Source organism: Acinetobacter seohaensis, assembly GCF_056431365.1.
This window is the reverse complement of the sequence record NZ_JBWKMK010000042.1, coordinates 45,111-71,537: the sequence shown is the minus strand read 5'-3', so window position 1 is coordinate 71,537 and position 26,427 is coordinate 45,111. Positions and strand designations below refer to the sequence as shown.

Below are 26,427 nucleotides of genomic sequence, written 5' to 3'. Positions count from 1 at the left end.
AAGATTAACGTGATTCACAAAAAAGATTTTTGATGATACAAACTTAATCTAATCAGATCGCTTATTCCTCTAACAAGGTCAGCGATCTTTTTTTATCAATTTCATAAATTTGATGTTTCAAGCGCTTCATTTCTTCAATGCTGCTGAATTTTTTGGAGCGAATTTTTTGCTGTAAGCAGTCGTATTGCAATTTGGTCGAAAAATCCTGCGCCAATTTATCGACGTGTTCAGGAGAAGTCGTGTAATCACTGACATTGGCTTGTTGTAAAATGCGCTGTAATTCATAGTGATACGCTGAGCATGCACCCAAAATATAATATTTGGCTTGTTCAGGATCATCGGGTAGATCATCAAAAATAGTATTTAAAATATTTAAGATTTGGTGTAGCAGATGATCATTTGGAATCAGCGCACGTAACGGTTCAAAGTGAATATACAAATACGGGTGATTGATTAGAATCGCAATCACATATTCTTCGGCATCGACTTTGGTGCTAAAACTCAAAGATGCATCGTTATTGGTCTGTGCCTGCCATTTACGGTTAAAGCCTAACTTTTCACGGAAAAACTGTTGCAGCAAATAGCGATAAGAACCCGTTTTGGGCAAAAGTTCGGTCAACTGCCGCAGTTCACCCATGACCTGACTTTTGCCTTCAGGGGTACTGATATTATGGTTTTGGGTGAGATGCGCAAAGACAAAATCTGATAGCAAAGGTGCTTGATCTAATAAACGTCGGAAATTTTCGATGCCTTCACGACGAATAAGTGAGTCAGGGTCGTGCTCATTGGGTAAAACAAAGAACTTCAGTTCACGTCCATCATTGAGCAAAGGCAGTGCAATTTCCAGTGTACGACGTGCGGCTTTTTGACCTGCGGCATCGCCATCAAACGCGATGGTAATGCGGTTGTTTTGGCGGAATAGAATGTTTAAATGATCGGTATTACTGGCTGTACCGAGTGTCGCTACAGCACCATGAATGCCGTATTGCTGCAAGGCAATCACATCCATATAGCCTTCGACCATTAAATAATCTTGGGCTTTTTGTTTGCGTCCTTCATATAAACCATAGAGCAATTGGTTTTTATGAAACACTTCCGAATCGGGCGAGTTGATGTATTTGGGTTTGATTTCATCATTAAGTGCGCGACCACCAAAGCCGACCACACGTCCTTTGCTGTCACGGATTGGAAAAATCACCCGATCACGTAATAAATCGAAGTCACGTCCCTTGTCACTGGTACGAATTAAGCCTAGCAGTTTTAAACCTGCAATGTCTTGCGGAAAGGCTTTTTCTAAATGCTGCCAATCTTCGGGTGCGTAACCCAAGCGCCAAAACTGCAAGGTTTGTGCGGTTAAACCACGTTTTTGAAAATACTGTTGCGCGGCAGGGCTGTGCGGCAATTGCTGCTCATAATATTGCGCTATATTTTCTAGCAAGTCGTATAAGTTGCCTTCTTGTGCAGGTGTGTCCTGCATGGTGTCCCATTGCTCAAAACCTGCAAACGGGTCGGCATTGTTTTGAAATTCCGAGTTTGCGTATTCAGCACTTTGAAACTCGGCAAAAGGATCAAAGTCGATGCCAGAAGCTTCAAAAGTATGTTCGCTTGATGTGGTTTGAGCTGCAGAAGTTTCATTCTGGTCTTTTGCTGTTGGTTTGGGTTGAGCTATCGATGTTGGCTTTTTGGCTTCACGTTTATAAGAGAGTTTTTTATTGTCGTGCTGATCTTTTGGGAGTTCGATGCCTGTTTGACTGGCCAAGTCTTTCATGACATCTACAAAATTGCGGTTATCAATATCCATTAAAAAACGGATGGCGTTACCATTTGCCTGACAGCCAAAGCAATGATAATACTGCTTGTCACGGTAAACGTGAAAAGACGGGGTTTTTTCCTGATGGAACGGGCAGCAGCCCGAATAGGTACGACCAGTTTTTTTTAATTTCACGCGCTGACTAATCAGATCGACAATATCAGTGCGATCTAAAATTTGATCAATCGTGTGCTGTGGAATGGCCATACGGTTTTGTCTGTTATCTCTTGGTAGTGAAAGGTTCGCCGAACAGGTTGAATACATCAGACTGTGCTGATTGACTCAATGAGTATTCTCTTTTGTATCTTTTTCTAGGACAGGAAACAAGCCCATAAAAGAACAAAGGGCAAGTATCATAACTTGCCCTTTGCATTTTTCAAAACTGAAAAATCAGTCGGAATGGTTTTATTCAGTGCTGTCGTTTTGAGATTTTGGACGATCGAGCAAGCCAAAACTCAAACGGTTGGTGAGGCTGCGTGATGGCTCTGCTTGTGCTTTAGTATCTGACTGTTGTGTTTCAGTGCTGCTTTGCGCTTCACGTCCGAAAATACCCAAAGTTGCACGGTTAATCCAGCTTGCGTCATGACGGGCAGCACGTAAATTCACGCTACCATCTGCTTTAACCAAATTTGGATAGTTCAGTTTCAACACATCAATATATTGCTGAGCTGTGGCTTGATCGCCCAGTTTGCCATAACCATAAGCCACCGTTGCCAACGCTTCTGGAATTTGCGGAGTTTGCGGATAATGCTCAACTACCCACAATGAACGCTCTACTGCAGCCACCCATGCTTTACGTTTAATGTTATAACGTGCCGCATTCATTTCGGCTTCCGCCAGTTCCTGACCAATAAACTGCATGCGCTGTGCAGCATCTACCGCATAAGTGCTTGATGGATAGCGACGGATAAAATCGACAAAGTTTTGATAGGCCAGTTTTAAATAGCTAACATCACGGTGTGATTGCTTGAGCGAGGTATAACGCAACAAACCATCATAGTTTTGTTCCATATTCGCCACACCACGTACATAGTAGGCATAATCGGCTTTAGGATGCTGCGGGTTCATGCGGATAAAACGATCTGCAACAGCAATTGCGCCTTCATAATCTTTTTGCTGGAATTTTGCATACAACAATTCAAGCTGCGCTTGCTGCGCATAATCACCCGTTGGATAATAGGTTTCTAAAGCTTCAAGATGCTTAACGGCATCGGTGTATTGACCACGATCCAGTGCTTTTTCTGCTTTTTCAATATAAACCTGTTCGCTAGATTGCGGACCAGTATCGACCACTTCTTTTTTTGGATTGCTGCTACAGCCCGCAATTGCAGACGCAACGCCGAGTGAAAGAGCAAGCATTGTTATTTTATAACGTGGTAGCGACATAAAAATTCCTCTGTTAATACGGGCAATGAGCTACAATTGCGCTATTAAACCACTTTTGTCTGAATGAGCAAATGAGTCAAGCACAATCTACCCATTCCAATTTACCTGAAACTGAGTTCAATTTACTTGAAGATGCTGAGGATGCAGATAACCATACTTCAGACTCAACTGCAACACGTTTATCGTTGCAATTTCAATTGGATGACAGCCACTTAGGACTACGCATCGACCAAGTTGCAGCCATCATTTGGAGTGAATTTTCACGTGAAAAGCTAAAACAGTGGCTCAAAGACGGTCATTTGTTGGTAAATGGTAACACGGTCAAACCTAAATATAAGTGTGAAGGTGATGAGCTTCTTACCCTAGAAGTCGAGCTTGAAGCGCAAACCCGCAGCCTGCCTGAAGATATTCCACTGGATATTATTTATGAAGATGATGACATCATGGTGATTAATAAACCTGTGGGCATGGTGGTGCATCCGGGGGCGGGAAATAGCTCTGGAACTCTGGTAAATGCCTTGCTGCATCATTATCCAAAATCGGCAGAGTTAACTCGTGCAGGTTTGGTGCATCGTATTGATAAAGATACTTCGGGTTTGCTGGTGGTTGCCAAAAATCTGGAAGCACAGTTTGCCTTGACCAAGCAACTGGCGAAAAAGTCAGTTTATCGTTTATACGACTTGGTGGTGTACGGCAACATGATTGCGGGAGGCACTGTCGATGAGCCGATTAAACGCCATCCTGTAGATCGAGTGAAAATGGCTGTTTTGCCGGGCGGCAAAGACGCCGTCACACATTACAATGTTAAAGAACGCTTTCAGCATTTCACTCGTGTTCAGGCGCGTTTGGAAACTGGACGTACTCATCAAATTCGTGTGCATCTAAGTTATATTGGTTATGGTTTGGTTGGCGATCCTGTTTATACGCCACGTGTACGTGTGCCAGCAGGCGCATCGGCATTATTAAACGATACCTTGCGTAACTTTAAACGTCAGGCCTTACATGCCGTCAAACTCGGTTTGGTGCATCCACGTACTCAAGAAGAAATGATGTTTGAAGCGCCGTGGCCTGAAGACTTTAAACAATTGGTAGACGTGTTACGCAGTGAAAATGCTGCCTATTAATTGTTGCATAGACAGCATTAACAAGATCAACTCAGATACGGCAATGCCAGAAAACGACTAAGGATAGATTTATGCAATTTGTTCAAGGATTACCAGCAGGTGTGTATGTTGGGCAAACCCGCATACAACATGTGCAAGCTTTAGCGACAGACTGTGCCGATGTATCTGGTTTTAATCTGGCGCTGCATGTGCAGGATGATGCATGGCGTGTGCAGCAGCATCGTATGAGTTTACTGGCAGAGTTTGCTGAATATGGGGTCGATAAAATGACGTGGATGACGCAAACACATAGCGTGTTGTGTCAGACCATTAATGAGCAAATCACTTGTGAAGCTTTAGAAGGCGATGGTTTGGTCACTCAGCGTAAAGCGCATGCTTTAATGATGATGACCGCAGACTGTTTACCTGTGGTTTTGGGCAATGCCGAAGGCACTGAGGTTGCGAATCTGCATGCAGGCTGGCGTGGTCTTGCCAACGGTATTATCGAAAACACCATCGTCGAAATGCAAAGTGCTCCAACATGGGCGTGGTTGGGTGCGGCTATTAGTCAGCCGTGTTTTGAAGTTGGGGCTGAGGTGAAACAGGCATTTTGCGATAAATATCCTGAATTAGACACGGCTTTTATTGCAGGGCAGCAGCAAGGTAAATATCTCGCTGACTTGTATGCGATCGCGCGTTTTATTTTGCAGCAGCATGGTGTTACAACGGTCTTGGGCGGTGATCAGTGCTCGTATCAACAAGCCGATGATTACTATTCTTACCGCCGTCAAGCACGTACAGGACGTATGGCAACATTCGTGTTTATGCAGGCTTAGTGTTAAACTTGACTTAATTATTTGGTTTTAAACATTCTCATGTCAGTGATTCATTCAACATCTTCTTGCGCTGCTATTCGTGTGGCGGTGGTTTATCACAGTCCTTATGGTCATACTGCTAAGGTGGCACAGCATATTGCACAAGGTGCTGCGCAAATGGATGCTCAGGTGACTTTGATGGATGTGGCTGAAATTGAATGGGATAGTCTAGATCAAGCCGATATTATTATTATGGGCTGTCCAACTTATATGGGCAGCATTACTTCGGCTTTAAAACAGTTTATGGAGCAATCGTCTAAGCGTTGGTTGGCCAGAACTTGGCAGGGCAAACTGGCGGCAGGTTTTACCAATGGCGGTGGTTTAAGTGGCGATAAACTGGCGGTGCTGCAACAAATTAATTTATTTGCGATGCAGCATGGCATGTTGTGGTCAGGTTTACCGTTTATGCCGACAGGGCGTAGTCCACACGATATTAACCGCATGTCGAGCTTTTTGGGTTTAATGACGCAGTCTGATAATGCCAGTGTTGAAGTTACGCCACCCGAAGGTGATTTGGAAACTGCAGTCAAATTTGGTAAATATTTGGTGGAATTAAAACTTAAAGACTAAGCATTTTTAGTTTTACAACTTCCATAAAAAATGCTCGATGTTGATCTCGAGCATTTTTTATGGGCGGAATGTGCAAAATTATTTGTGCATCAAACGTGCTTTATCACGCTGCCAATCGCGGTCTTTTTCAGAAGCGCGTTTATCGTGCAATTGTTTACCTTTCACCAAAGCAATTTCAAGCTTCGCTAAAGGGCCTTTCCAATAACATGCTAAAGGTACGCAAGAATAACCTTTTTGATTGACTGCACCCATCAACTTTTCAATTTCACGTCGTGAAAGTAAGAGTTTGCGGGTACGGGTCGCTTCAGGCACTACATGCGTTGAAGCCGACAAGAGTGGTTGAATTTGTGCACCAAATAAAAAGGCTTCATTGTCACGAAACAGGATATAACTTTCGGTAATAGTCATACGTCCTGCGCGCAAAGATTTGACTTCCCAACCTTGCAAAGAAAGTCCTGCTTCAAATTTTTCTTCAATAAAATAATCGTGGCGTGCACGTTTATTCTGTGCAATTGTTCCGCCCGTATTTTTTTTAACTACAGTTAGCTTCGCCATATTCAATTACTTCCAAACTTATGACTATTGTGCCTCAAACCAAGGCTTGCTGACAAATCAAAATCATCACAACTGTTGGCTAAACTGCTTTGATATTTCATAATTTGGTAGACTTTAGTTCACTAAAATTTTTTGTATTTGTTAAACTAACTTTGACAAAACCAACTAGAGCATAATGGATGTCTAAAACTCGCGTAATTTATCCGGGCACCTTTGACCCGATTACTAATGGTCATATTGACTTGGTGACACGTGCTGCAAAAATGTTTGATGAAGTCGTGGTCGCAATTGCCATTGGACATCATAAAAATCCAATTTTTACTTTGGAAGAACGTGTGGAATTGGCACAGGCATCTTTAAAGCATTTGCCTAATGTTGAATTTGTCGGATTTGATGGTTTATTGGTTAATTTTTTCCGTGAGCAAAATGCGACTGCAGTTTTGCGTGGTTTGCGTGCTGTTTCAGATTTTGAATACGAATTTCAGTTGGCAAATATGAACCGTCAATTAGATGCGAAATATGAAGCGGTATTTCTGACTCCTTCAGAGCAATATTCATTTATTTCTTCTACATTAGTTCGTGAAATTGCACGCTTAAAAGGTGATGTGACTAAATTTGTTGCACCTGTTGTGGTCGAAGCCTTTGAGCGTAAATTACGACAAGGTTGGTAGCGTGTCTTTATATATTACCGATGAATGTATTAACTGTGATGTCTGTGAACCTGTATGCCCAAATGAGGCAATTTATATGGGTGAGCTGATTTATGAGATTAATCCAGCATTATGTACTGAATGTGTAGGACATCACGAGCAGCCGCAGTGTCAGTTATTTTGCCCAGTCGATTGTATTCCGCTCGATCCAGAGCATGTAGAAACACAGGAACAATTGCTGGAAAAATATAAAAAACTGATTGCTCAAAAAAGCGCAAGCAATTAACTTATAATTTTGCTAAGATGCGCCTTCGAAGTGAACCAGACGATCGCTGCTGTGGAGGTCTCCGTGACTGAAACAGGGGAGGAAAGTCCGGGCTTCATAGGGCAGGGTGCCAGGTAACGCCTGGGCGGCGTGAGCCGACGGAAAGTGCAGCAGAGAGTAGACCGCCTTCGTATGGTTTCTTTTTCGGAAGAAATTGAAGGTAAGGGTGAAAGGGTGCGGTAAGAGCGCACCGCATGGCTGGTAACAGTTCATGGCATGGTAAACCCCACCAGAAGCAAGACCAAATAGGAATCCTGAGGTACGGCCCGTACTGGATTCGGGTAGGTCGCTTGAGCGTATGAGTGATTGTACGCCTAGAGGAATGATCGTTCTCGACAGAACCCGGCTTATCGGTTCACTTCACCAAATTTTAAGCAATTGATGCGTGATAAGGCTTGACGTTACCTAGATTACAGCAGATAATGCGCGCACAGTTTTTGGCTATGTAGCTCAGTTGGTTAGAGCACCGCACTCATAATGCGGGGGTCACAGGTTCAAGTCCCGTCATAGCCACCATTTTTCAGACCACGTTCACTAACGTGGTCTTTTTTTTGTTTAAAATTTGTCTGTGCAATCTATTTGAGCTGTATCCAGTTGAATCTGCATTTGTAGGTTTTGAATCTGTTGCCAATTGGCTTGTTGATCAGAGTGAGCAAAAATTTTGGCATCGACCTGATTTAATTTTTTTAGCGAAATGTGTTGTGATGCACAATAACGCCCTACAGCACGCTCATAAGCCAGTTGTTGCTGCGCTGCAGCATTGAGTTGATGTACCGTTAAAATCTTTTGCTGCCCTTTGGCATAAGCAACCAAGACACGTCGGTCTGCGATGCTATAACTCATTTTAGAATTAATAAATTGCGCAACATCACGCCGTACACCGTTGTAATCTACAAAAATAGGTGAAACCAAAGCGCAGGAACTTAAGCCAACAACAAGGCTACTCAGTATTATAGACTTCAAGATCATGGTTGAATTTATTCTCTTTTTTCTGTGTGACTTGATATAGATTTTGCTGCAAATATTTAAGAATCTCCGTAAGAAAATAGTAATTTGATTAAAATTAAACAAATTGCACTGTTTTTGCTTAAACTGTGAGCGTTTGTAAATTAAAATACTTGACGATGCAGGGCTAAGTTTAGATAATGCGCACACAGTTTATGGCTATGTAGCTCAGTTGGTTAGAGCACCGCACTCATAATGCGGGGGTCACAGGTTCAAGTCCCGTCATAGCCACCATTTTTATAGACTAAGCTCTCAGCTTGGTCTTTTTTTTATGTCAAAATTTTAGGCTACTTTTTGCAGCATTGGTTTAATGGCAGGTACAAAAAAACCAAGCCGTAGCTTGGTTTTTTATATCTTTGTTTAAGCAATGCTTTAGCGTTAAATCCCTGCTTTCCAACCATTGACGAGCGGATAGCGACGTTCACGACCAAAAGCGCGTGAACTAATACGTGGTCCTAATGCACCTTGGCGACGCTTGTACTCGTTGCGATCAACCAATTGAATGACTTTCTCGACCATCGCGCGTTCAAAGCCTTTGCTAATGATGTCTTCTTGGCTCTGATCTTCTTCAATATACGCATACAAAATCGCATCGAGCACTTCGTATGGTGGTAAAGAATCTTGGTCTTTTTGGTCAGGACGTAATTCTGCTGAAGGTGGGCGCGTGATCACACGCTCAGGAATCACAGGAGTATCGGCAATACTGTTACGGTATTTAGCCAGTTCAAACACAATGGTTTTGTACACATCTTTGAGTACCGCATAACCACCGACCATATCGCCATAAAGCGTGCAATAGCCAACTGCTAACTCAGATTTGTTACCTGTAGAAAGCACGAGGTTACCAAACTTATTCGACAGACCCATTAAGATTGTGCCGCGGGCACGGGCTTGTAGATTTTCTTCTGTGGTATCGCTAGGGCTGTTACCAAAGAAAGGATACAGCGTTTGCATAAAGCTATTTACGATCGGGTGAATTTCGGCAATACCAAAAGTCACGCCTAAAGTTTTGGCTTGCTCTGCAGCATCTTCCACACTAATTTGCGCAGTATAAGTGTACGGCATCATTACCGCTTGTACCTTGTCTGCACCAATTGCATCAACCGCAATGGCAAGGGTAAGTGCTGAATCAATTCCACCCGACAAGCCTAGAATTACACCTGGAAAGCCAGAGCGTTGCACATAGTCACGGGTTGCTAATACTAAACCTTGATAGATTTCTGCAAGGGTGTCTAAAGCTGGGCTAATTTCGGCAGTTTTAAAGTGCTTCTGTGCAGCGTCATATTCTGCGTAGAATAAACCTTCTTGGTAGGTTGGGGCTTGTAATGCAACATTGCCTGCTTGGTTAATCACAAAGCTCGTACCATCGAAGATTAAATCATCTTGACCGCCAACTTGGTTTACATACACCACATTGAGATGTAATTGTTTTGCCAGTTCGGTCATGGTCTGTACACGATGCTGCGGTTTACCCACTTCATAAGGCGATGCGTTCAAGACCAATGCAGTTTCTACATTCAACTGTGCCAATTGCTGCACGGTTGGCAAAGACCATAAATCTTCGCAAATCAAAACGCCAAATTTATGACCAAGGTATTCAAAAACTAAGTGTTGATGACCTTCATCAAAATAGCGTTTTTCATCAAATACAGCATAATTTGGTAAATTTTGCTTGTTGTAAATACCTAAGATGTTGCCATCTTTCATGACGGCAGCCGAATTAAAGCGCTGACCATCTTCAGTTTCATTGACAAAGCCGAAAACTAAAACAATATCTTTAATTTCACGTAATTGTTCAAATGCTTGTTGAGTGCGTTTGTTCAAGCTTGGGCGCAGTAATAAATCTTCTGCTGGGTAACCCAAGAGAGAAAGTTCAGGGAAAATAATCAGATCTGCGTGTTGTTTTTTCGCTTCATTTGCCTGTTCAAGCATTTTTTGCGCATTTGCTTCGAGATTGCCGATGTGTGGAGAGAACTGTGCAAGGGCAATTTTAAAAGATTTCATTTAAATTAAGTCCTATTCCTATAGGTTTAAAATACACATAAACGACTGATTATTATTGTTATAAAAATTTCAGCGCAGTGTATTGTGGATTAAACGACTGCCGAAAGGCACAAATAAAAACCATTTATTATCTAACAGATAAAGATCTTATTTTGCGGTGCAAAAATAGAGACTTTTGCTATTTTATCGTAATTTAGAATAGATGCTAGCATCGAATACACTTTATTCTTGTATGCTGCAGAATATCACTGAAATATGACAGAATTTTTATGCTATTTATTTGAAATTATTATATTTTAAGATTGGGCTTGTCTGTGGTTTTAAGTCGGATCGCTCAAGTTAAAGAATATTCAGTTAAGCAATTGGTTTTGGTGGATTCAGAATAATATTGTCAATTTTTTTCAGGAAAATATCTTTAGCGATGTCGCCTTGTTGTTCAATGTTATAGGCAAAAAAAGGCTTGTTTGTAATCAATTGATAGCGATATGGATTGTACTGTTTAAAACTTAAATAATATGCCGTTTGTAAGAGTGCGCCATGTAGCAAGACATTGATTTTATGTTGGTATTGTAAAACATGCGCCATTTCGTGAATAAAAATAGCTTGATAGCCTAAATGTGCTTGTGTGTAGTCTGAACGGTAATGCAAATTGCGCACATGAATATCACCACAGGGTGCCATAAATATATGTTGTGGTTGCCAAGGTAAATAGGGGTGATTCATGACTCTGACTTTGCTGTAGTCAATTAAATGGCCGAACACAGACTGGCAGAGCTGTATTTCTGCAGGTGTTAAGTAGCGATATTTAAACTGCGCAAGTTTTAAAAAACGCATGAGCAGACTTAAAAATAAGAAATGCAGTTGCAGCATGTAAATTGATCATGAAAGGCTGACATTAAAAATATAGCGTAAAATGGGTTGCGACCCAATTTAATTATGTTGTCTAAGTCAAACTACCAAGGCTTTGTATTCTAGTGTGGATAAATATTCAAAAATAAAAAAAACCACCCGAAGGTGGTTTTTTGAGTCGTACTCGTTTTACAAGGTACAACGCGAACCGAATTAACGGTTGATGTCGCGTTGAGTGTAACCTGTGTAAAGCTGACGTGGACGACCGATTTTGTAAGGACCGCTGTGCATTTCTAACCAGTGGCTGATCCAGCCTACAGTACGTGCAAGAGCGAAAATTACAGTAAACATTTCTGTTGGGATACCAATCGCTTTAAGAATGATACCTGAGTAGAAGTCTACGTTAGGGTATAAGTTACGCTTGATGAAGTATTCATCAGATAACGCAATACGCTCAAGTTCCATTGCAAGTGCAAGTTGTGGATCGTTGATACCTAAGTCGTTAAGAACTTCGTCACAAGTTTGCTTCATTACTGTTGCACGTGGGTCGAAGTTTTTATAAACGCGGTGACCGAAGCCCATAAGCTTCACTTCTTTAGTCTTCACTTTTTCCATGAAGTCTGCAACGTTTTCTACAGAGCCGATTTCGTCAAGCATCTTAAGAACAGCTTCGTTCGCACCACCGTGAGCAGGACCCCAAAGTGCAGAAATACCTGCAGAGATACATGCGTATGGGTTAGCGCCAGTAGAACCAGCTAAACGTACAGTTGAAGTAGACGCGTTTTGTTCGTGGTCAGCGTGAAGCGTGAAAATACGATCCATAGCGCGTGCATGAACAGGGTTAACTTTGTAGTCACGGTCTGCTGGTGTAGCAAACATCATGTACAAGAAGTTTTCTGCGTAGCTTAAGTCGTTACGTGGGTAAACGAATGGTTGACCAACTGTGTACTTGTAGCTCCAAGCCGCTAAAGTAGGAATCTTCGCGATTAAACGAATCGCTGTGATTTCACGGTGGTTAACATCTTCGATGTCCAAATTGTTGTGATAGAACGCAGATAACGCACCAACAACACCAACCATGATTGCCATAGGGTGAGCATCACGACGGAAACCGTTATAGAAACGCTTAACTTGGTCGTGAACCATAGTGTGGTTGCGAACTTTTGCGTCAAAATCAGCTTTTTGTTCAGCTGTTGGAAGCTCGCCATTTAATAATAAGTAGCAAGTTTCTAAGTAGTCAGCTTTAGTTGCCAATTGGTCAATTGGGTAACCGCGGTGTAAAAGAATACCTTTGTTACCATCAATAAATGTGATTTTAGACTCGCAAGACGCTGTTGCCATAAAACCAGGATCAAAAGTAAAGTGACCTGCCGCCAACACATCCTTAACGTCAATTACATCTGGGCCTAATGTGCCGCTGTAAATTGGTAATTCAATTTCTTTTCCATCAAGCTGTAATACGGCTTTTTTGCCAGTTGCTTCAGACATTCAATAGATCTCCTGTCCTGGTGAATGTTGATCTGACTCGAAGTATCAATCTTTTAATGCGCAAGTCAGACGGATTAAAAATTAGCTCTAAGATTAGAGAGTACTGAAATTTTGTCAATTATACTTATGGATTAAGCAGACGACTGTTTATAGAAAAAGCCGAAAAAATTCCAGTAAAAAAATCAATAAAATCACAGCACAGCCGCCGTATCATAAGTCAAAATTTGTCGGATGTGCAGAAAAAAATCATCAATAAGGATTAATTGTAAGCAATTTTAAATACTGGTTTTGATGGGCTATTTTTTTGGCAGGATTCAGTCCATTACTTAAATTTATCTAATTCTCATAACTTACACGTTTTTATATACACGGTAAGGTGGTCAGATTGGTTGTAATAGGCAGTGAGTCTGGAATTTAAATTCGATATTGATTGATCAAAAAATGACTGATTGAACTTCGGAAAATAGCCATAACCCATCATATTTTAAGTGGCAAATGATGAAATCCTTGTGAGTAAAGCGCGGTTTTTTGTCCATACAGATACAAAAAATACTGGATAAGTCATTCATTCGCATGATGATTATCATTTTTAATATTTATTTAGCTAAAGTGTTTCAAGTAAATATAAATTGAATAAATAGATTGATGTCTGTGTCGTCATTAAAGTTTGACTCATGATCAGGCGTACCATGGTCAAAGTAAAGTGATGCGCTGTCTGGATCAAAGAGTCTTGTGTTGTGGTTGTAAATTGCAGCAAGAAGTCGAGTACATACATATATGGTACTGCTATTTATATATAAGCATGTGAAAACCTAAAGAACATCTGAAAAACAAAGTACAAATTTATCTTTAGTCTAAATATTCTAAAGCTGTTTATTGCGTCATTAAGAATTTTTATTTTAATAATTGATTGAAAAAACATGGGTTTATGTTTGCTTGTGTGGCTATTGATGGCGAGTGGTTTGCTTTTATACTTGTTAATGATTCTTATTTAAAGGGTTTTTAGCCAAAAAGCCGAGTAGAGTTGTTTGTATTTTAACAGTTGACGTTTTATAATTCAGTGTCGTTTTAAGGTTAGGCATGAATTTGCCTGACAATGCCAGCTTTCCTTCGAATTTATTCCAACAAACTCCGGATGGAGTTTTTACTTACAGGATGCCCGCTGTGAAAAGCAACAGACCTGTCAATTTGTCCATGGGTCAAGTTTTAGAAGTAAACTTAAAATCGCCCGTGGCTATTGCATCAATTCTACACCGTCTTTCTGGTGTCATCGTATTTTTACTCGTACCAGTACTTTTATGGTTGTTAGACAAGTCTTTGTCTTCACCTGAAGGTTTTGCTCAAGTTCAAGAAATTTTTAACGGTTTCTTTGTGCGCTTTATCGTATGGGTATTTGTAGCCGGCTTAATCTATCACTTCATTGCTGGTGTTAAGCACTTACTTGCTGACCTTGGTTTTGCAGAAGAACTGCAAAGTGGTCGCATTGCAGCTACTATTTCATTGATCTTGTCTGCTATCGGTATCGTTGCAGCATTTGTATGGATTGTAATCTAATGAAAAGTGCTACAGGTTTAACGGGTTCAGGTTCTCGCGATTGGTTTATCCAACGTATTAGTGCTGTTGTTCTTGCTGTTTATACCGTTGTGGTATTTGGTTGGATTCTTCTTAACGGTGGATTCAACTTTGAACAGTGGTACGGCTTTATGATGACATTACCAATGAAGATTATGTCTTTATTGGCAGTCTTATCTCTTGTTGCACATGCTTGGATCGGTATGTGGCAAGTATTCACTGACTATGTGACTACTCGTCAAATGGGTCCTTCAGCTTCAGGTTTACGCCTAGTGCTGACTTCAGCAGTGATTATTGCTGTTTTTGCATACGCAATCTGGGCAATCCAGATTTTCTGGGCGAATTGATAGGAAAATATCATGGGCGCGATTAACCCTAAAGAAGATTATACAAATATTCCACACCAATTCTTTGACGCAGTCATCGTTGGTGGTGGTGGTTCAGGTATGCGTGCATCTTACCAACTTGCTCAAGCAGGTTTGAAAGTTGCGGTATTGACCAAAGTATTCCCTACACGTTCACACACTGTTGCAGCGCAGGGTGGTATTGGTGCATCTCTTGGTAACATGCAAGAAGATAACTGGCACTACCACTTTTATGACACAGTAAAAGGTTCTGACTGGTTGGGTGACCAAGACGCGATTGAATTCATGACGCGTGAAGCGCCACAAGTGGTTTATGAATTAGAACACTTGGGTATGCCATTTGACCGTAACGCAGACGGCACAATTTACCAACGTCCATTCGGTGGTCACTCTGCAAACTACGGTGAAAAAGCGGTTCCACGTGCATGTGCTGCAGCTGACCGTACAGGTCACGCACTTCTTCACACGCTTTATCAAAGCAACGTGAAAATGGGTACTCAATTCTTCGTAGAATGGATTGCTCTTGATTTGATCCGTAACGAAGCTGGCGATGTACTAGGTGTGACTGCAATTGACCAAGAAACAGGTAAAATTGCAGTATTCCAAGCGAAAGCGACATTGTTTGCTACAGGTGGTGCAGGTCGTGTGTACCGTGCATCTACAAACGCATATATCAATACTGGTGACGGTCTTGGTATGGCTGCGCGTGCAGGTATTCCATTACAAGATATGGAATTCTGGCAGTTCCACCCAACAGGTGTTGCGGGCGCGGGCGTATTGTTAACGGAAGGCTGTCGTGGTGAGGGTGGTATCCTTCGTAACGATTCAGGCGAGCCGTTCATGGAGCGTTATGCACCAACTTTGAAAGACTTGGCGCCACGTGACTTCGTATCACGTTCTATGGACCAAGAAATTAAAGAAGGTCGTGGTTGTGGTCCAAACAAAGACTACATCTTGCTTGATATGACGCACTTGGGTGCAGACACAATCATGAAGCGTCTTCCATCTGTATTTGAGATTGGTAAGAAATTCGCGAACGTTGACTGTACTAAAGAGCCAATTCCTGTTGTGCCTACAATCCATTACCAAATGGGTGGTATTCCAACCAATATTCATGGTCAAGTGGTTGTTCCAGAAAGCCGTGAAACTCAAGAGTTGGTTGCGAACTACAACGCAGAAACTGATACATATACAACCAACGCGGGTGACCGTGACTTTGCTAAACCAGTAAAAGGTTTCTATGCAATTGGTGAGTGTTCATGTGTATCTGTACACGGTGCAAACCGTTTAGGTACAAACTCATTGCTTGACTTGGTTGTATTTGGTAAGGCTGCTGGTCAACACATCATTGAGTATGTGACTAAGCAACATGATGGTGAGTACGAACCACTTCCAACAACTGTACTTGAAAATACTGTGAACCGTATTCGTAAACTTGACGAATCGACTTCAGGTGAAAACGCTCAAGAAGTTGCTGATGCAATTCGTAACATCGTTCAAGACCACGCAGGTGTATTCCGTACTTCAGCATTGCTTGATGAAGGTGTGAAACAAATTCTTGCGCTTGAGCCACGTGTTCGCAACATTCATTTGAAAGACAAATCTAAAGTATTCAACACTGCACGTGTAGAAGCATTAGAAGTTGAAAACTTGTATGAAGTTGCTAAAGCGACACTAATCTCAGCTGCTGCACGTAAAGAATGTCGTGGTGCGCATACGGTTGTAGACTTTGAGTTACCACCAGATCACCCAACTTATTCTTATGGTCGTCGTGATGATGAGTGGATGAAGCATACTTTATGGTTCTCTACAGATAACCGTCTTGAGTACAAACCAGTACGTTACAAGCCGCTTACTGTAGCTGCTATTCCACCTAAACCACGTACATTCTAATTGGGAGAAGTAAGATGAGTAGAGGTACTCGTACATTTAATATCTACCGCTACGATCCTGATAAGGATAAAGCACCGTACATGCAAACTTTTAAGCTTGAATTGACTGATAAGCACCGTATGTTGCTTGATGCACTTCTTGAATTGAAGGTACAAGACGAATCTTTGACATTCCGTCGTTCATGTCGTGAAGGTATTTGTGGTTCTGATGGTGTAAACATCAATGGTAAAAATGGTTTAGCGTGTCTTTGGAACCTAAACGATTTACCAGAAGTGATCACAATTCGTCCGCTTCCAGGTCTTCCTGTAATTAAAGACTTGGTTGTAGACATGAATCAGTTCTACGATCAGTATAACAAGATTCATCCGTTCTTGATCAACAACCAACCTGCGCCACCAAAAGAGCGTTTACAATCTCAAGAAGAGCGTGAGCATCTTGATGGTTTGTATGAATGTATTCTTTGTGCATGTTGTTCAACTTCATGCCCATCATTCTGGTGGAACCCAGACAAGTTCTTGGGTCCTTCAGCGTTGTTGAATGCATATCGTTTCATTATCGATTCGCGTGATACTGCAACTCAAGAGCGTTTGGCTCGTCTTGACGATCCATTCTCTTTGTTCCGTTGTAAAGGTATTATGAACTGTGTATCTGTATGTCCTAAAGGCTTGAACCCAACTAAAGCAATCGGTCACATCCGTAACATGCTTTTAGATATGGCTGGCTAATAGACTGCGTGATCAGTTGAGAAAAGCACACCTAGGTGTGCTTTTTTTTGTGCCAAAATTACGATAAAAGTCGTGTGATAAGTTGCTTGTTTTTGATGAGTACGTAAATGAAAAATGTTGCATGCAAAGAAGTGATTAAAAAGTGAGTATTTGATATTTTTTAGGTATAACTGTTGGATAAATAGACAAAAACAGCATTTAGCCGACTAAAGTTGCACACAATTGTAATCCAGTGCTGCTATTTTGTTGTAAAGCATGGGCAAATGCCAAGTTTAGCTGCAATATTTATTTTTAGATGTTATCATGTAACGTGTAAGTGAGAGGGCAGATTGAGAGATGTGCTCTCTTTTATTTTATCTGAAATAGCGGTGTTGGACTTTGGTCTAAATTGCATCTGTTTTTTAAATAAAGCACCATATGTTAGATGAAAATAGAATCAGTGTATTTCGCCAATTTATAGGAGGTATGTGTCAAAAAAATCAATTGCATTTCTGAGATCATGTTACGATTAACAAATGACTATATCTGAAAAATGTTGAATTTTTGTACATTTTATCAACATTTTAAGTGCAAATGATGTGTTATTAAATCAGGACTATTGCAGAAAAGTCGTATTAGAAAAGCTAAGACTGAGCACTTATTTTTTCTAAAACGATTTTGCAAAAAATTGCTCGGCTTGGGTCGAGTATATAAATGAGTGATGATGCCAATGAGGGCGTTATGATTCATAAATGACATTGGGTTTTCCTAATGTAGTGATAACGCCTCATGACATATGTCAACTGGGGACTAATGTCATGTTACCAATTTGACATTATCAATCATGGGTTTTGCTTAAAAAGCATCCTGGAAAATGTTTTTGCAATAGGAAATGGGTCCACAAATGCAAGAAGTTGCTGACGCACTGCGTCTTGACACTGAACTTTCCGCTGATAGTGCAGCGTATATTGAAGAACTTTACGAGCATTATTTGACGTCACCGGAATCAGTCGGTGCTGATTGGCGCGAATATTTCGATAAATTCCCGAAGGGTGATCAACCACACAGTAATGTACGTGAGCAATTCCTTTTATTAGGTCGTAATTCAAATCGCGTTCAAGCCATTGTTCAAGGTTCAGTGAGTTCTGAACATGAACAACGTCAAATTGGCGTGTTGCAACTGATTGCTGCTTACCGTAACCGTGGTCACCAAAAAGCAAAATTAGATCCACTAGGTTTGGCAAAACGTGAAGACGTGCCAGATCTTGATCTTGCTGCACATGGTTTAACCAAGTCTGATTTAGATACTGTTTTCCATACAGGTAATTTGGAAATTGGTAAGTCTGAAGCAACACTAGGCGAAATGGTTGATGCCATGCAGGCGATCTACTGCGGTTCAATTGGTGCAGAATACATGCACATTGTTGATACCAAAGAAAGACGCTGGATTCAACAACGCTTAGAAAGCGCACGTGGTAAGTTCACATTTACTGCAGATCAAAAGAAACACGTTCTTGAGCGCTTAACAGCAGCTGAGGGTCTAGAAAAATATCTAGGTAATAAATACGTTGGTGCGAAACGCTTTGGTGTAGAAGGCGGTGAATCATTTATCCCTATGGTGAATGAAATCATTCAACGTGCGGGTGCTGTTGGCTGTAAAGAAGTCGTGATTGGCATGCCACACCGTGGTCGTTTGAACCTGCTTGTGAACATCATGGGTAAAAACCCTGCAGACCTATTTGGTGAGTTCGAAGGTAAGAGCTTGCATAAAAAAGGTTCTGGCGACGTAAAATATCACCAAGGTTTCTCATCTAACGTGATGACTCCGGGTGGTGAAGTGCACTTGGCACTTGCGTTTAACCCATCGCACTTAGAAATTGTTGGACCTGTGGTTGAAGGTTCTGTACGTGCGCGCCAAGTACGTCGTAAAGACATTGGTGGTGATGATGTATTGCCATTAATCGTTCACGGTGATGCCGCATTTGCAGGTCAAGGTGTTAACCAAGAAACCTTCCAAATGTCACAAACTCGCGGTTATACCGTAGGTGGTACAGTTCACATTGTGATTAACAACCAAGTTGGTTTCACAACATCTGACCCACGTGACGCACGTTCTACTGAATACTGTACTGACATTGCAAAAATGATTCAGGCGCCAATTTTCCACGTGAATGGCGATGATCCTGAAGCGGTGATTTTTGTATCTCAATTGGCACACGATTTCCGTCATACATTCCGTAAAGACGTTGTGATTGATTTGTTCTGCTACCGTCGTCGTGGTCACAACGAAGCGGATGAACCTGCAGCAACTCAGCCAATGATGTATCAAGTGATCAACAAAAAGACCACTACACGTACTTTGTATGCTGACCAATTGGTGCAAGAAGGTGTGTTGGATCGCGCAGCAGCAGATCAAATGATTGAAGATTACCGCGCAGATTTAGAAGCGGGTAATCACGTTGCGAACGCATTGGTACTTGAGCCAAATACTAAAATGTTTGTAGATTGGTCGCCATACTTGGGTCACGACTATACAGACGTTTGGGATACAACTTTCCCTATCGAGCGTTTGAAAGAACTTGGTCAAACCATGCGTAAACTTCCAGAAGGTTTCGTGATGCAGCGCCAAGTTGCCAAAGTGATTGACGATCGCTTGAAAATGCAAACAGGTGAAATGCCACTAAACTGGGGTGCAGCTGAAACTTTAGCTTACGCATCTTTGTTGGATGAGGGTTACCTTGTTCGTTTGACTGGTGAAGACGTTGGTCGTGGTACTTTCTCGCACCGTCATGCAAAACTGCATAACCAAGTCGATGGTAAAACTTATATTCCACTTTGCCACATCAAAGAGAACCAACCACGCGTTGCAATCTACGACTCATTATTGTCTGAAATGGCAGTATTGGCATTTGAATATGGTTATGCGACGACCCTTCCAAAGAGCTTGATTATTTGGGAAGCACAATTCGGTGACTTTGCCAACTGTGCTCAAGTGGTAATCGACCAGTTCATTTCATCTGGCGAAACCAAGTGGGAGCGTGTGTGTGGTTTAACGATGCTTCTTCCACACGGTTTTGAAGGTCAAGGTCCTGAGCACTCATCTGCACGTTTAGAGCGTTTCTTACAGCTTTGTGCGGAAGAAAACATGCAAGTGATGACACCAACAACACCTGCACAGATTTTCCACGCTTTACGTCGTCAGGCGATTCGTCCAATCCGTAAGCCAATGATCATCATGTCGCCGAAGTCTTTACTTCGTCACAAGTTAGCAGTGTCTAACCTTGATGAGCTTGCAACTGGTACATTCCAGACTGTGATTGATGAAATTGACAACATCAACAAATCAGACGTGACGCGTTTGGTATTGTGTGGTGGTAAAGTGTATTACGACTTGCTTGAAAAGCGTCGTGAATTAGAATTGAACAATACTGCAATTGTTCGTATTGAACAGTTGTACCCATATCCAGAACAACGTCTTGCTGAAGTTCTTGCTTCTTATCCAAACGTAAAAGAATTAGTTTGGACTCAAGAAGAGCCGAAGAACCAAGGTGCTTGGTTATTCATCGCGCCACGTTTATATGATGACGTAATGAAAACTGGTAAACAGATTCGCATTAGTTATGCGGGTCGTGAAGCATCTGCAGCACCAGCGTGTGGTTCACCATATTTGCATGCAAAACAACAAGCTCAGCTCATCAATGACGCGCTTGCGATCGTAGCTGAATAACAGGAGATTCGAAGTAATGGCAACCGAAATTAAAGCACCGGTATTTCCAGAGTCAGTTGCAGACGGTACGATTGCAACTTGGCACAAACAACCAGGTGAAGCAGTTTCACGTGATGAAGTGATCTGTGATATTGAAACCGATAAAGTTGTTTTGGAAGTAGTCGCTCCTGCTGATGGCACAATCTCTGCAATCATCAAAAACGAAGGCGATACAGTTCTTTCTGACGAAGTAATTGCTCAATTTGAAGCGGGTGCTGTTTCTGGCGCTGCTCAAACTCAAGCAGTTCAGTCTGAAGCACAAGTAGAGCAAGCTGCGGCGAAAACTGAAGCAGGCGCTGCGCCAGTTGTTGAGCGTGCACAACCAGTTGCTGACCAAGCACCAGCAGTACGTAAAGCGTTGACTGAAACAGGTATCAATGCTGCAGACGTTTCTGGTACAGGTCGTGGTGGTCGTATCACTAAAGAAGATGTTGCAAATCATCAAGCTAAACCTGCTGCTGCAGCTGCGCCATTAAGCGTTGCGGTAGGTGAGCGTATCGAGAAACGTGTTCCTATGACACGTTTACGTAAGCGTGTTGCAGAGCGTTTACTTGCAGCGACTCAAGAAACTGCAATGTTGACAACATTCAACGAAGTGAACATGAAGCCAATCATGGAAATGCGTGCACAATACAAAGACGCATTTGAAAAACGTCATGGTGCACGTTTAGGCTTTATGTCTTTCTTCGTGAAAGCTGCAACTGAAGCATTGAAACGTTACCCAGCAGTAAACGCTTCTATTGATGGCGAAGACATCGTATATCACGGTTACTACGACATCGGTGTTGCGGTTTCTTCTGACCGTGGTTTAGTGGTTCCTGTATTACGTGATACAGACCGCATGAACTACGCTGAAGTAGAAAACGGTATTCGTGACTATGCTTATAAAGCACGTGACGGTAAGCTAGGTATTGAAGATATGACTGGCGGTACATTCACCATTACTAACGGTGGTACTTTCGGTTCATTATTATCTACACCAATTCTAAACACGCCACAAACTGCAATTTTGGGCATGCACAAAATCCAAGAGCGTCCTATGGCGGTAAATGGTCAAGTTGAAATCTTGCCAATGATGTACTTAGCGCTTTCTTATGACCACCGTTTAATTGATGGTAAAGAAGCTGTAGGTTTCCTTGTAACAATCAAAGAATTGTTAGAAGAGCCAGCTAAACTCATCCTTGACCTTTAATTCTAAAGAATAAATCAGTGGGCTTGGAGCGATCCTCTAAGCCCATTTTTGGAGATAAAAATGTCTCAACAATTTGATCTTGTTGTTATTGGCGGTGGCCCAGGTGGTTATGAAGCGGCAATTCGTGCGGCTCAACTTGGCTTTAAAGTTGCGTGTATCGAAAAACGTATTCACAAAGGTAAACCATCTTTGGGTGGTACATGCTTAAACGTGGGCTGTATCCCATCTAAAGCATTACTTGATTCTTCACATCGTTATGAAGATACGGTTCATCACTTGGCAGATCATGGTATCACTACAGGTGAAGTACAGTTTGACCTTGCGAAGCTATTAGCACGTAAAGACAAAATCGTTGACCAATTAACTGGCGGTATTGATCAGTTATTAAAAGGTAACGGTGTTGAGTGGTTAAAAGGTACGGGTAAATTGCTTGCAGGTAAAAAAGTTGAGTTCGTTTCTCATGAAGGCGAAACTCAAGTTTTAGAGCCTAAGTATGTGATTCTTGCGACTGGTTCAGTTCCTGTAAATATTCCTGTTGCTCCTGTAGATCAAGACATTATTGTTGATTCTACTGGTGCATTAGAATTCCCAGAAGTGCCTAAGCGTTTAGGTGTGATTGGTGCAGGCGTAATTGGTCTTGAACTTGGTTCAGTATGGCGTCGTCTAGGTGCAGAAGTTGTTGTATTTGAAGCAATGGATGCATTCTTACCAATGGCTGACAAAGCTTTGGCAAAAGACTACCAAAAACTATTGACCAAGCAAGGTATGGATATCCGTATCGGTGCGAAAGTTTCAGGTACTGAAGTTAATGGTCGTGAAGTGACTGTTAAATATACCCAAGGCGGCGAAGACAAAGAACAAACATTCGATAAATTGATCGTTTGTGTAGGTCGTCGTGCTTATGCTGAAGGTTTATTGGCAGATGACTGCGGTATTAAACTGACTGAACGTGGTTTGGTTGAAGTAAACGATTGGTGTGCAACTTCTGTTGAAGGTGTATATGCAATTGGTGACTTAGTACGTGGTCCAATGCTTGCACACAAAGCAATGGAAGAAGGCGTAATGGCAGTTGAGCGTATTCACGGTCATGCTGCACAAGTTAACTACGACACAATCATTTCAGTAATCTACACACACCCTGAAGCGGCGTGGGTTGGTTTAACTGAAGAGCAAGCGAAAGAAAAAGGCCACGAAGTGAAAACTGGTCAATTCGGTTTCGCGGTAAATGGTCGTGCTTTAGCTGCAGGCGAAGGTGCTGGTTTCGTGAAGTTTGTTGCAGATGCAAAAACAGATCGTTTATTGGGTATGCACGTGATTGGACCTGCTGCGTCTGACATCGTTCACCAAGGTATGATTGCACTTGAGTTTGTATCTTCAGTTGAAGATTTACAATTAATGACATTTGGTCACCCAACCTTCTCTGAAGTGGTGCATGAAGCCGCTTTAGCTGTAGATGGGCGTGCGATTCACGCGATTCAGCGTAAACGCAAATAACACTAAAAAGAGCGGCTTAGGCCGCTCTTTTTGCATTTGATGGTTGTATTTATGGGAATAATCATCTAAAAGTAAAGAGCATAGGAAAAACACCACACAAGGAAAGCAATATTAAAACGCAGGTTTGATATTGGTGGTGATAACTGAATAAAAGAAGTAGTAAAAGGTTAGTCAATGAATCTACATGAGTATCAAGCAAAAGCGCTATTAAAAAAATATGGTATGCCAGTACAAGAAGGCATTTTGGCAACTACAGCCGTAGAAGCTGTGCAAGCTTTCGAGCAACTGGGCGGTAAATTTGCAGTGATGAAAGCTCAGGTGCATGCAGGTGGTCGCGGTAAAGCGGGCGGCGTGAAGGTCGTAAAATCTGCACAAGAAGCAGCAGACTATGCCAACCAAATTCTTGGAACACGTTTGGTCACCTATCAAACCGATGCCTATGGTCAGCCTGTAAACAGTATTTTAGTGGCTGAAGATGTTTATCCTGTAGAGCGTGAACTGTATTTGGGTGCAGTGGTAGATCGTTCTAGCCGTCGCGTCACTTTTATGGCATCTACTGAAGGTGGTGTTGAAATTGAGAAAGTGGCAGAAGAAACCCCAGAAAAAATTATTAAAGTAGAAGTTGATCCTTTAGTGGGTTTATTGCCATTTCAGGCACGTGAAGTGGCTTTTGCATTAAAACTCAAAGACAGTCAAATCACGCAGTTTGTGAAGATTATGACAGCGGCTTATCAGGCATTTATCGACAATGATTTTGCCTTATTTGAAATTAACCCATTGTCTGTACGTGAAAATGGCGACATTTTATGTGTCGATGCCAAAGTCGGTATTGATTCCAATGCGCTGTATCGTTTGCCTGAAGTCTTGGCACTGCGCGATAAAACACAAGAAAATGAACGTGAATTGCGTGCATCAGAATTTGACCTGAACTATGTTGCTTTAGAAGGCAATATCGGTTGTATGGTGAATGGTGCAGGTTTAGCAATGGCAACTATGGATATTATTAAACTCTATGGTGGTCAGCCTGCGAACTTCTTGGATGTAGGTGGTGGTGCAACCAAAGAACGCGTAATTGAAGCCTTTAAAATTATTTTGGCAGATCACTCGGTTAAAGGCGTACTGATTAATATTTTTGGTGGAATTGTACGTTGTGACATGATTGCGGAAGCAATTATTGCAGCGGTTCAGGAAGTAAATGTGACGGTACCTGTAGTGGTTCGCCTAGAAGGGAACAACTCGGAACTTGGTGCAAAATTACTCGATGAATCAGGATTAAAACTTATTTCTGCAAACGGCTTGTCTGATGCCGCAGAAAAAATTGTTGCTGCAGTGAAAGCTTAAGGAGAATCAGGATGAGCGTATTAATTAATAAAGACACCAAAGTATTGGTACAAGGTTTCACTGGTAAAAATGGTACTTTTCACTCAGCACAAGCACTTGATTATGGAACTAAAGTGGTGGGTGGGGTAACGCCAGGAAAAGGTGGTCAAACCCATTTGGAATTACCTGTATTTAACACCATGAAAGAAGCTGTACGTGAAACAGGTGCAGATGCATCGGTGATTTATGTGCCTGCACCGTTTGTTTTAGATTCGATTGTAGAAGCAGTCGATTCTGGAGTAGGTTTGATTGTGGTGATTACGGAAGGTGTGCCAACCATCGACATGCTCAAAGCCAAGCGTTATTTAGAAACCAATGGCAATGGTACACGTTTGGTGGGACCAAACTGCCCAGGTGTGATTACACCAGGTGAATGTAAAATTGGCATCATGCCAGGGCATATTCATCAACCAGGACGAATTGGCATTATTTCACGTTCAGGTACTTTGACCTATGAAGCTGTGGCACAAACCACCAAATTAGGCTTAGGGCAATCGACCTGTATCGGGATTGGTGGTGACCCAATTCCAGGTATGAATCAAATTGATGCTTTAAAATTGTTCCAAGACGACCCAGACACCGATGCGATTGTTATGATTGGTGAAATTGGTGGTACGGCAGAAGAAGAAGCTGCGGAATATATCCAGTCGAATGTTAGCAAACCTGTGGTGGGTTATATTGCAGGAGTGACAGCACCTAAAGGTAAGCGTATGGGACATGCGGGTGCAATTATTTCAGGCGGTAAAGGCACTGCGGAAGAAAAATTTGCAGCTTTTGAGCGTGCTGGAATTGCTTATACGCGTAGCCCTGCTGAATTGGGTTCTACCATGTGGCAAGTATTAAAAGATCAAGGTTTGCTTAAATAACAAATTTTGAAGATCTTGATTTTATTCAGTACTCAATCCCCAATTTTGGGGATTTTTTATGTTGAAAAATTAGCCACATTTGAGAGATAAAGTATATGATAAGAGTTAATTTGGTATTGCTTTGTTGCATAAATATGTAAGCATCTGATTTAAATAAATTTAATTTTGTATCAAAAAATAATCAAAACTTTTAAATCATATAGTTATGAAATCTTTGTGCGACAAAGCCGTTCAAGTAGTTTTTGCATCTAGGGAAATGATTTTTTATTGTTGAACAAGCTGTATAAACAGCTGATTCAAATAAAAAAAATACGCAATGATTGGGGTGATCATTGCGTATGAAAACGAATCTGCTTTCACAGCTTCGATAACGGAGAAATGTTATGAAATTAGGATTACTCCTAAAGCATGTAAGTATACTAAACTGAGAAGAAATACTAATCCGCAGTATTCAGGTTACGTGATGTTAAATCACGTAAGTAATAAGTGTTTTTTGTGAATCACGTCATCTTATGTTGATTTTTACTCAAATAAAAAGTCTCTTATTCATGTGAATAAGAGACTTTAAAATATTT

General features: G+C 41.6%; 21 protein-coding genes, 2 tRNA genes and 1 other RNA gene. 17 read left to right on the top strand and 7 right to left on the bottom strand.

Features of this window, described 5'->3' with window-relative positions; all coding sequences use genetic code 11:
• Positions 1 to 61: 61 nt before the first annotated feature.
• A complete protein-coding gene (locus AC07E5_RS07100; RefSeq protein ID WP_180158691.1) occupies positions 62 to 2,017 on the bottom strand; it encodes a DNA primase in 1,956 nt (651 codons plus the stop codon).
• Between the two features lie 198 nt (positions 2,018 to 2,215).
• Positions 2,216 to 3,196, bottom strand: coding sequence for an outer membrane protein assembly factor BamD (locus AC07E5_RS07095; RefSeq protein WP_498625110.1), 981 nt, complete (start codon positions 3,194 to 3,196; stop codon positions 2,216 to 2,218).
• 71 nt (positions 3,197 to 3,267) lie between these two features.
• On the opposite strand from AC07E5_RS07095, the gene rluD reads away from it, so the two are divergent.
• From rluD to AC07E5_RS07080, 3 genes are all read left to right on the top strand, one after another.
• On the top strand, positions 3,268 to 4,320 hold the full coding sequence (gene rluD / locus AC07E5_RS07090; RefSeq protein WP_004972212.1) for a 23S rRNA pseudouridine(1911/1915/1917) synthase RluD: 1,053 nt from the start codon (positions 3,268 to 3,270) through the stop codon (positions 4,318 to 4,320).
• A gap of 71 nt (positions 4,321 to 4,391) precedes the next feature.
• On the top strand, positions 4,392 to 5,135 hold the full coding sequence (gene pgeF / locus AC07E5_RS07085) for a peptidoglycan editing factor PgeF (protein ID WP_167845845.1): 744 nt from the start codon (positions 4,392 to 4,394) through the stop codon (positions 5,133 to 5,135).
• Positions 5,136 to 5,174: 39 nt separating this feature from the next.
• On the top strand, positions 5,175 to 5,744 hold the full coding sequence (locus tag AC07E5_RS07080) for a flavodoxin family protein (protein ID WP_498625108.1): 570 nt from the start codon (positions 5,175 to 5,177) through the stop codon (positions 5,742 to 5,744).
• Positions 5,745 to 5,822: 78 nt separating this feature from the next.
• Here the strand turns inward: AC07E5_RS07080 and smpB are convergent, their stop codons facing one another.
• Positions 5,823 to 6,299: an SsrA-binding protein SmpB gene (smpB, locus tag AC07E5_RS07075; protein ID WP_004972209.1), complete on the bottom strand. Its 477-nt coding sequence runs from the start codon at positions 6,297 to 6,299 to the stop codon at positions 5,823 to 5,825.
• Positions 6,300 to 6,478: 179 nt separating this feature from the next.
• Here smpB and coaD point away from each other — a divergent pair, with 179 nt between their 5' ends.
• From coaD to AC07E5_RS07055, 4 genes are all read left to right on the top strand, one after another.
• The gene (coaD, locus tag AC07E5_RS07070; protein ID WP_004972207.1) at positions 6,479 to 6,970 is read left to right on the top strand and encodes a pantetheine-phosphate adenylyltransferase; all 492 of its coding nucleotides are present in this window, start codon (positions 6,479 to 6,481) and stop codon (positions 6,968 to 6,970) included.
• A 1-nt stretch (position 6,971) separates the two neighbouring features.
• On the top strand, positions 6,972 to 7,235 hold the full coding sequence (locus AC07E5_RS07065) for a YfhL family 4Fe-4S dicluster ferredoxin (RefSeq protein ID WP_004972206.1): 264 nt from the start codon (positions 6,972 to 6,974) through the stop codon (positions 7,233 to 7,235).
• 27 nt (positions 7,236 to 7,262) lie between these two features.
• Positions 7,263 to 7,640, top strand: an RNA gene (rnpB, locus tag AC07E5_RS07060) — RNase P RNA component class A.
• A 73-nt stretch (positions 7,641 to 7,713) separates the two neighbouring features.
• Positions 7,714 to 7,790: transfer RNA gene (locus AC07E5_RS07055), tRNA-Met, on the top strand.
• 39 nt (positions 7,791 to 7,829) lie between these two features.
• Here the strand turns inward: AC07E5_RS07055 and AC07E5_RS07050 are convergent.
• Positions 7,830 to 8,243: a hypothetical protein gene (locus tag AC07E5_RS07050; protein ID WP_353675092.1), complete on the bottom strand. Its 414-nt coding sequence runs from the start codon at positions 8,241 to 8,243 to the stop codon at positions 7,830 to 7,832.
• A gap of 193 nt (positions 8,244 to 8,436) precedes the next feature.
• Here AC07E5_RS07050 and AC07E5_RS07045 point away from each other — a divergent pair.
• A tRNA-Met gene (locus tag AC07E5_RS07045) sits at positions 8,437 to 8,513 on the top strand.
• Positions 8,514 to 8,657: 144 nt separating this feature from the next.
• On the opposite strand, the gene AC07E5_RS07040 is transcribed toward AC07E5_RS07045, so the two are convergent.
• From AC07E5_RS07040 to gltA, 3 genes are all read right to left on the bottom strand, one after another.
• Positions 8,658 to 10,283 (bottom strand): NAD+ synthase, encoded by a 1,626-nt coding sequence (locus tag AC07E5_RS07040; RefSeq protein ID WP_104853148.1) that lies wholly within the window; start codon positions 10,281 to 10,283, stop codon positions 8,658 to 8,660.
• Between the two features lie 354 nt (positions 10,284 to 10,637).
• Entirely contained in the window at positions 10,638 to 11,153 is a 516-nt protein-coding gene (locus AC07E5_RS07035) for a hypothetical protein (RefSeq protein ID WP_104853149.1), read from the bottom strand.
• A 192-nt stretch (positions 11,154 to 11,345) separates the two neighbouring features.
• Positions 11,346 to 12,620 (bottom strand): citrate synthase, encoded by a 1,275-nt coding sequence (gene gltA, locus AC07E5_RS07030; protein ID WP_096901013.1) that lies wholly within the window; start codon positions 12,618 to 12,620, stop codon positions 11,346 to 11,348.
• Positions 12,621 to 13,775: 1,155 nt separating this feature from the next.
• On the opposite strand from gltA, the gene sdhC reads away from it, so the two are divergent.
• The 9 genes from sdhC (at position 13,776) to sucD (ending at position 25,852) form a co-directional block, all read left to right on the top strand.
• On the top strand, positions 13,776 to 14,174 hold the full coding sequence (gene sdhC / locus AC07E5_RS07025; protein WP_026438062.1) for a succinate dehydrogenase, cytochrome b556 subunit: 399 nt from the start codon (positions 13,776 to 13,778) through the stop codon (positions 14,172 to 14,174).
• Positions 14,174 to 14,539, top strand: a complete 366-nt coding sequence (gene sdhD, locus AC07E5_RS07020; RefSeq protein WP_004972200.1) for a succinate dehydrogenase, hydrophobic membrane anchor protein — start codon at positions 14,174 to 14,176, stop codon at positions 14,537 to 14,539. The genes sdhC and sdhD overlap by 1 nt, the downstream gene beginning before the upstream one ends.
• Positions 14,540 to 14,551: 12 nt before the next feature.
• Complete coding sequence (locus tag AC07E5_RS07015; protein ID WP_004972199.1) at positions 14,552 to 16,450, top strand: FAD-binding protein; 1,899 nt, start codon at positions 14,552 to 14,554, stop codon at positions 16,448 to 16,450.
• A gap of 14 nt (positions 16,451 to 16,464) precedes the next feature.
• The gene (locus AC07E5_RS07010) at positions 16,465 to 17,175 is read left to right on the top strand and encodes a succinate dehydrogenase iron-sulfur subunit (protein WP_004972196.1); all 711 of its coding nucleotides are present in this window, start codon (positions 16,465 to 16,467) and stop codon (positions 17,173 to 17,175) included.
• Positions 17,176 to 18,058: 883 nt separating this feature from the next.
• Positions 18,059 to 20,881, top strand: coding sequence for a 2-oxoglutarate dehydrogenase E1 component (locus tag AC07E5_RS07005; protein ID WP_096901045.1), 2,823 nt, complete (start codon positions 18,059 to 18,061; stop codon positions 20,879 to 20,881).
• 16 nt (positions 20,882 to 20,897) lie between these two features.
• On the top strand, positions 20,898 to 22,112 hold the full coding sequence (gene odhB, locus AC07E5_RS07000; protein ID WP_004972191.1) for a 2-oxoglutarate dehydrogenase complex dihydrolipoyllysine-residue succinyltransferase: 1,215 nt from the start codon (positions 20,898 to 20,900) through the stop codon (positions 22,110 to 22,112).
• Positions 22,113 to 22,172: 60 nt separating this feature from the next.
• On the top strand, positions 22,173 to 23,606 hold the full coding sequence (gene lpdA, locus AC07E5_RS06995; RefSeq protein ID WP_004972188.1) for a dihydrolipoyl dehydrogenase: 1,434 nt from the start codon (positions 22,173 to 22,175) through the stop codon (positions 23,604 to 23,606).
• Between the two features lie 174 nt (positions 23,607 to 23,780).
• Entirely contained in the window at positions 23,781 to 24,947 is a 1,167-nt protein-coding gene (sucC, locus tag AC07E5_RS06990; RefSeq protein ID WP_070153939.1) for an ADP-forming succinate--CoA ligase subunit beta, read from the top strand.
• 11 nt (positions 24,948 to 24,958) lie between these two features.
• On the top strand, positions 24,959 to 25,852 hold the full coding sequence (sucD, locus tag AC07E5_RS06985) for a succinate--CoA ligase subunit alpha (protein ID WP_136144279.1): 894 nt from the start codon (positions 24,959 to 24,961) through the stop codon (positions 25,850 to 25,852).
• The last annotated feature ends 575 nt before the right edge of the window (positions 25,853 to 26,427 follow it).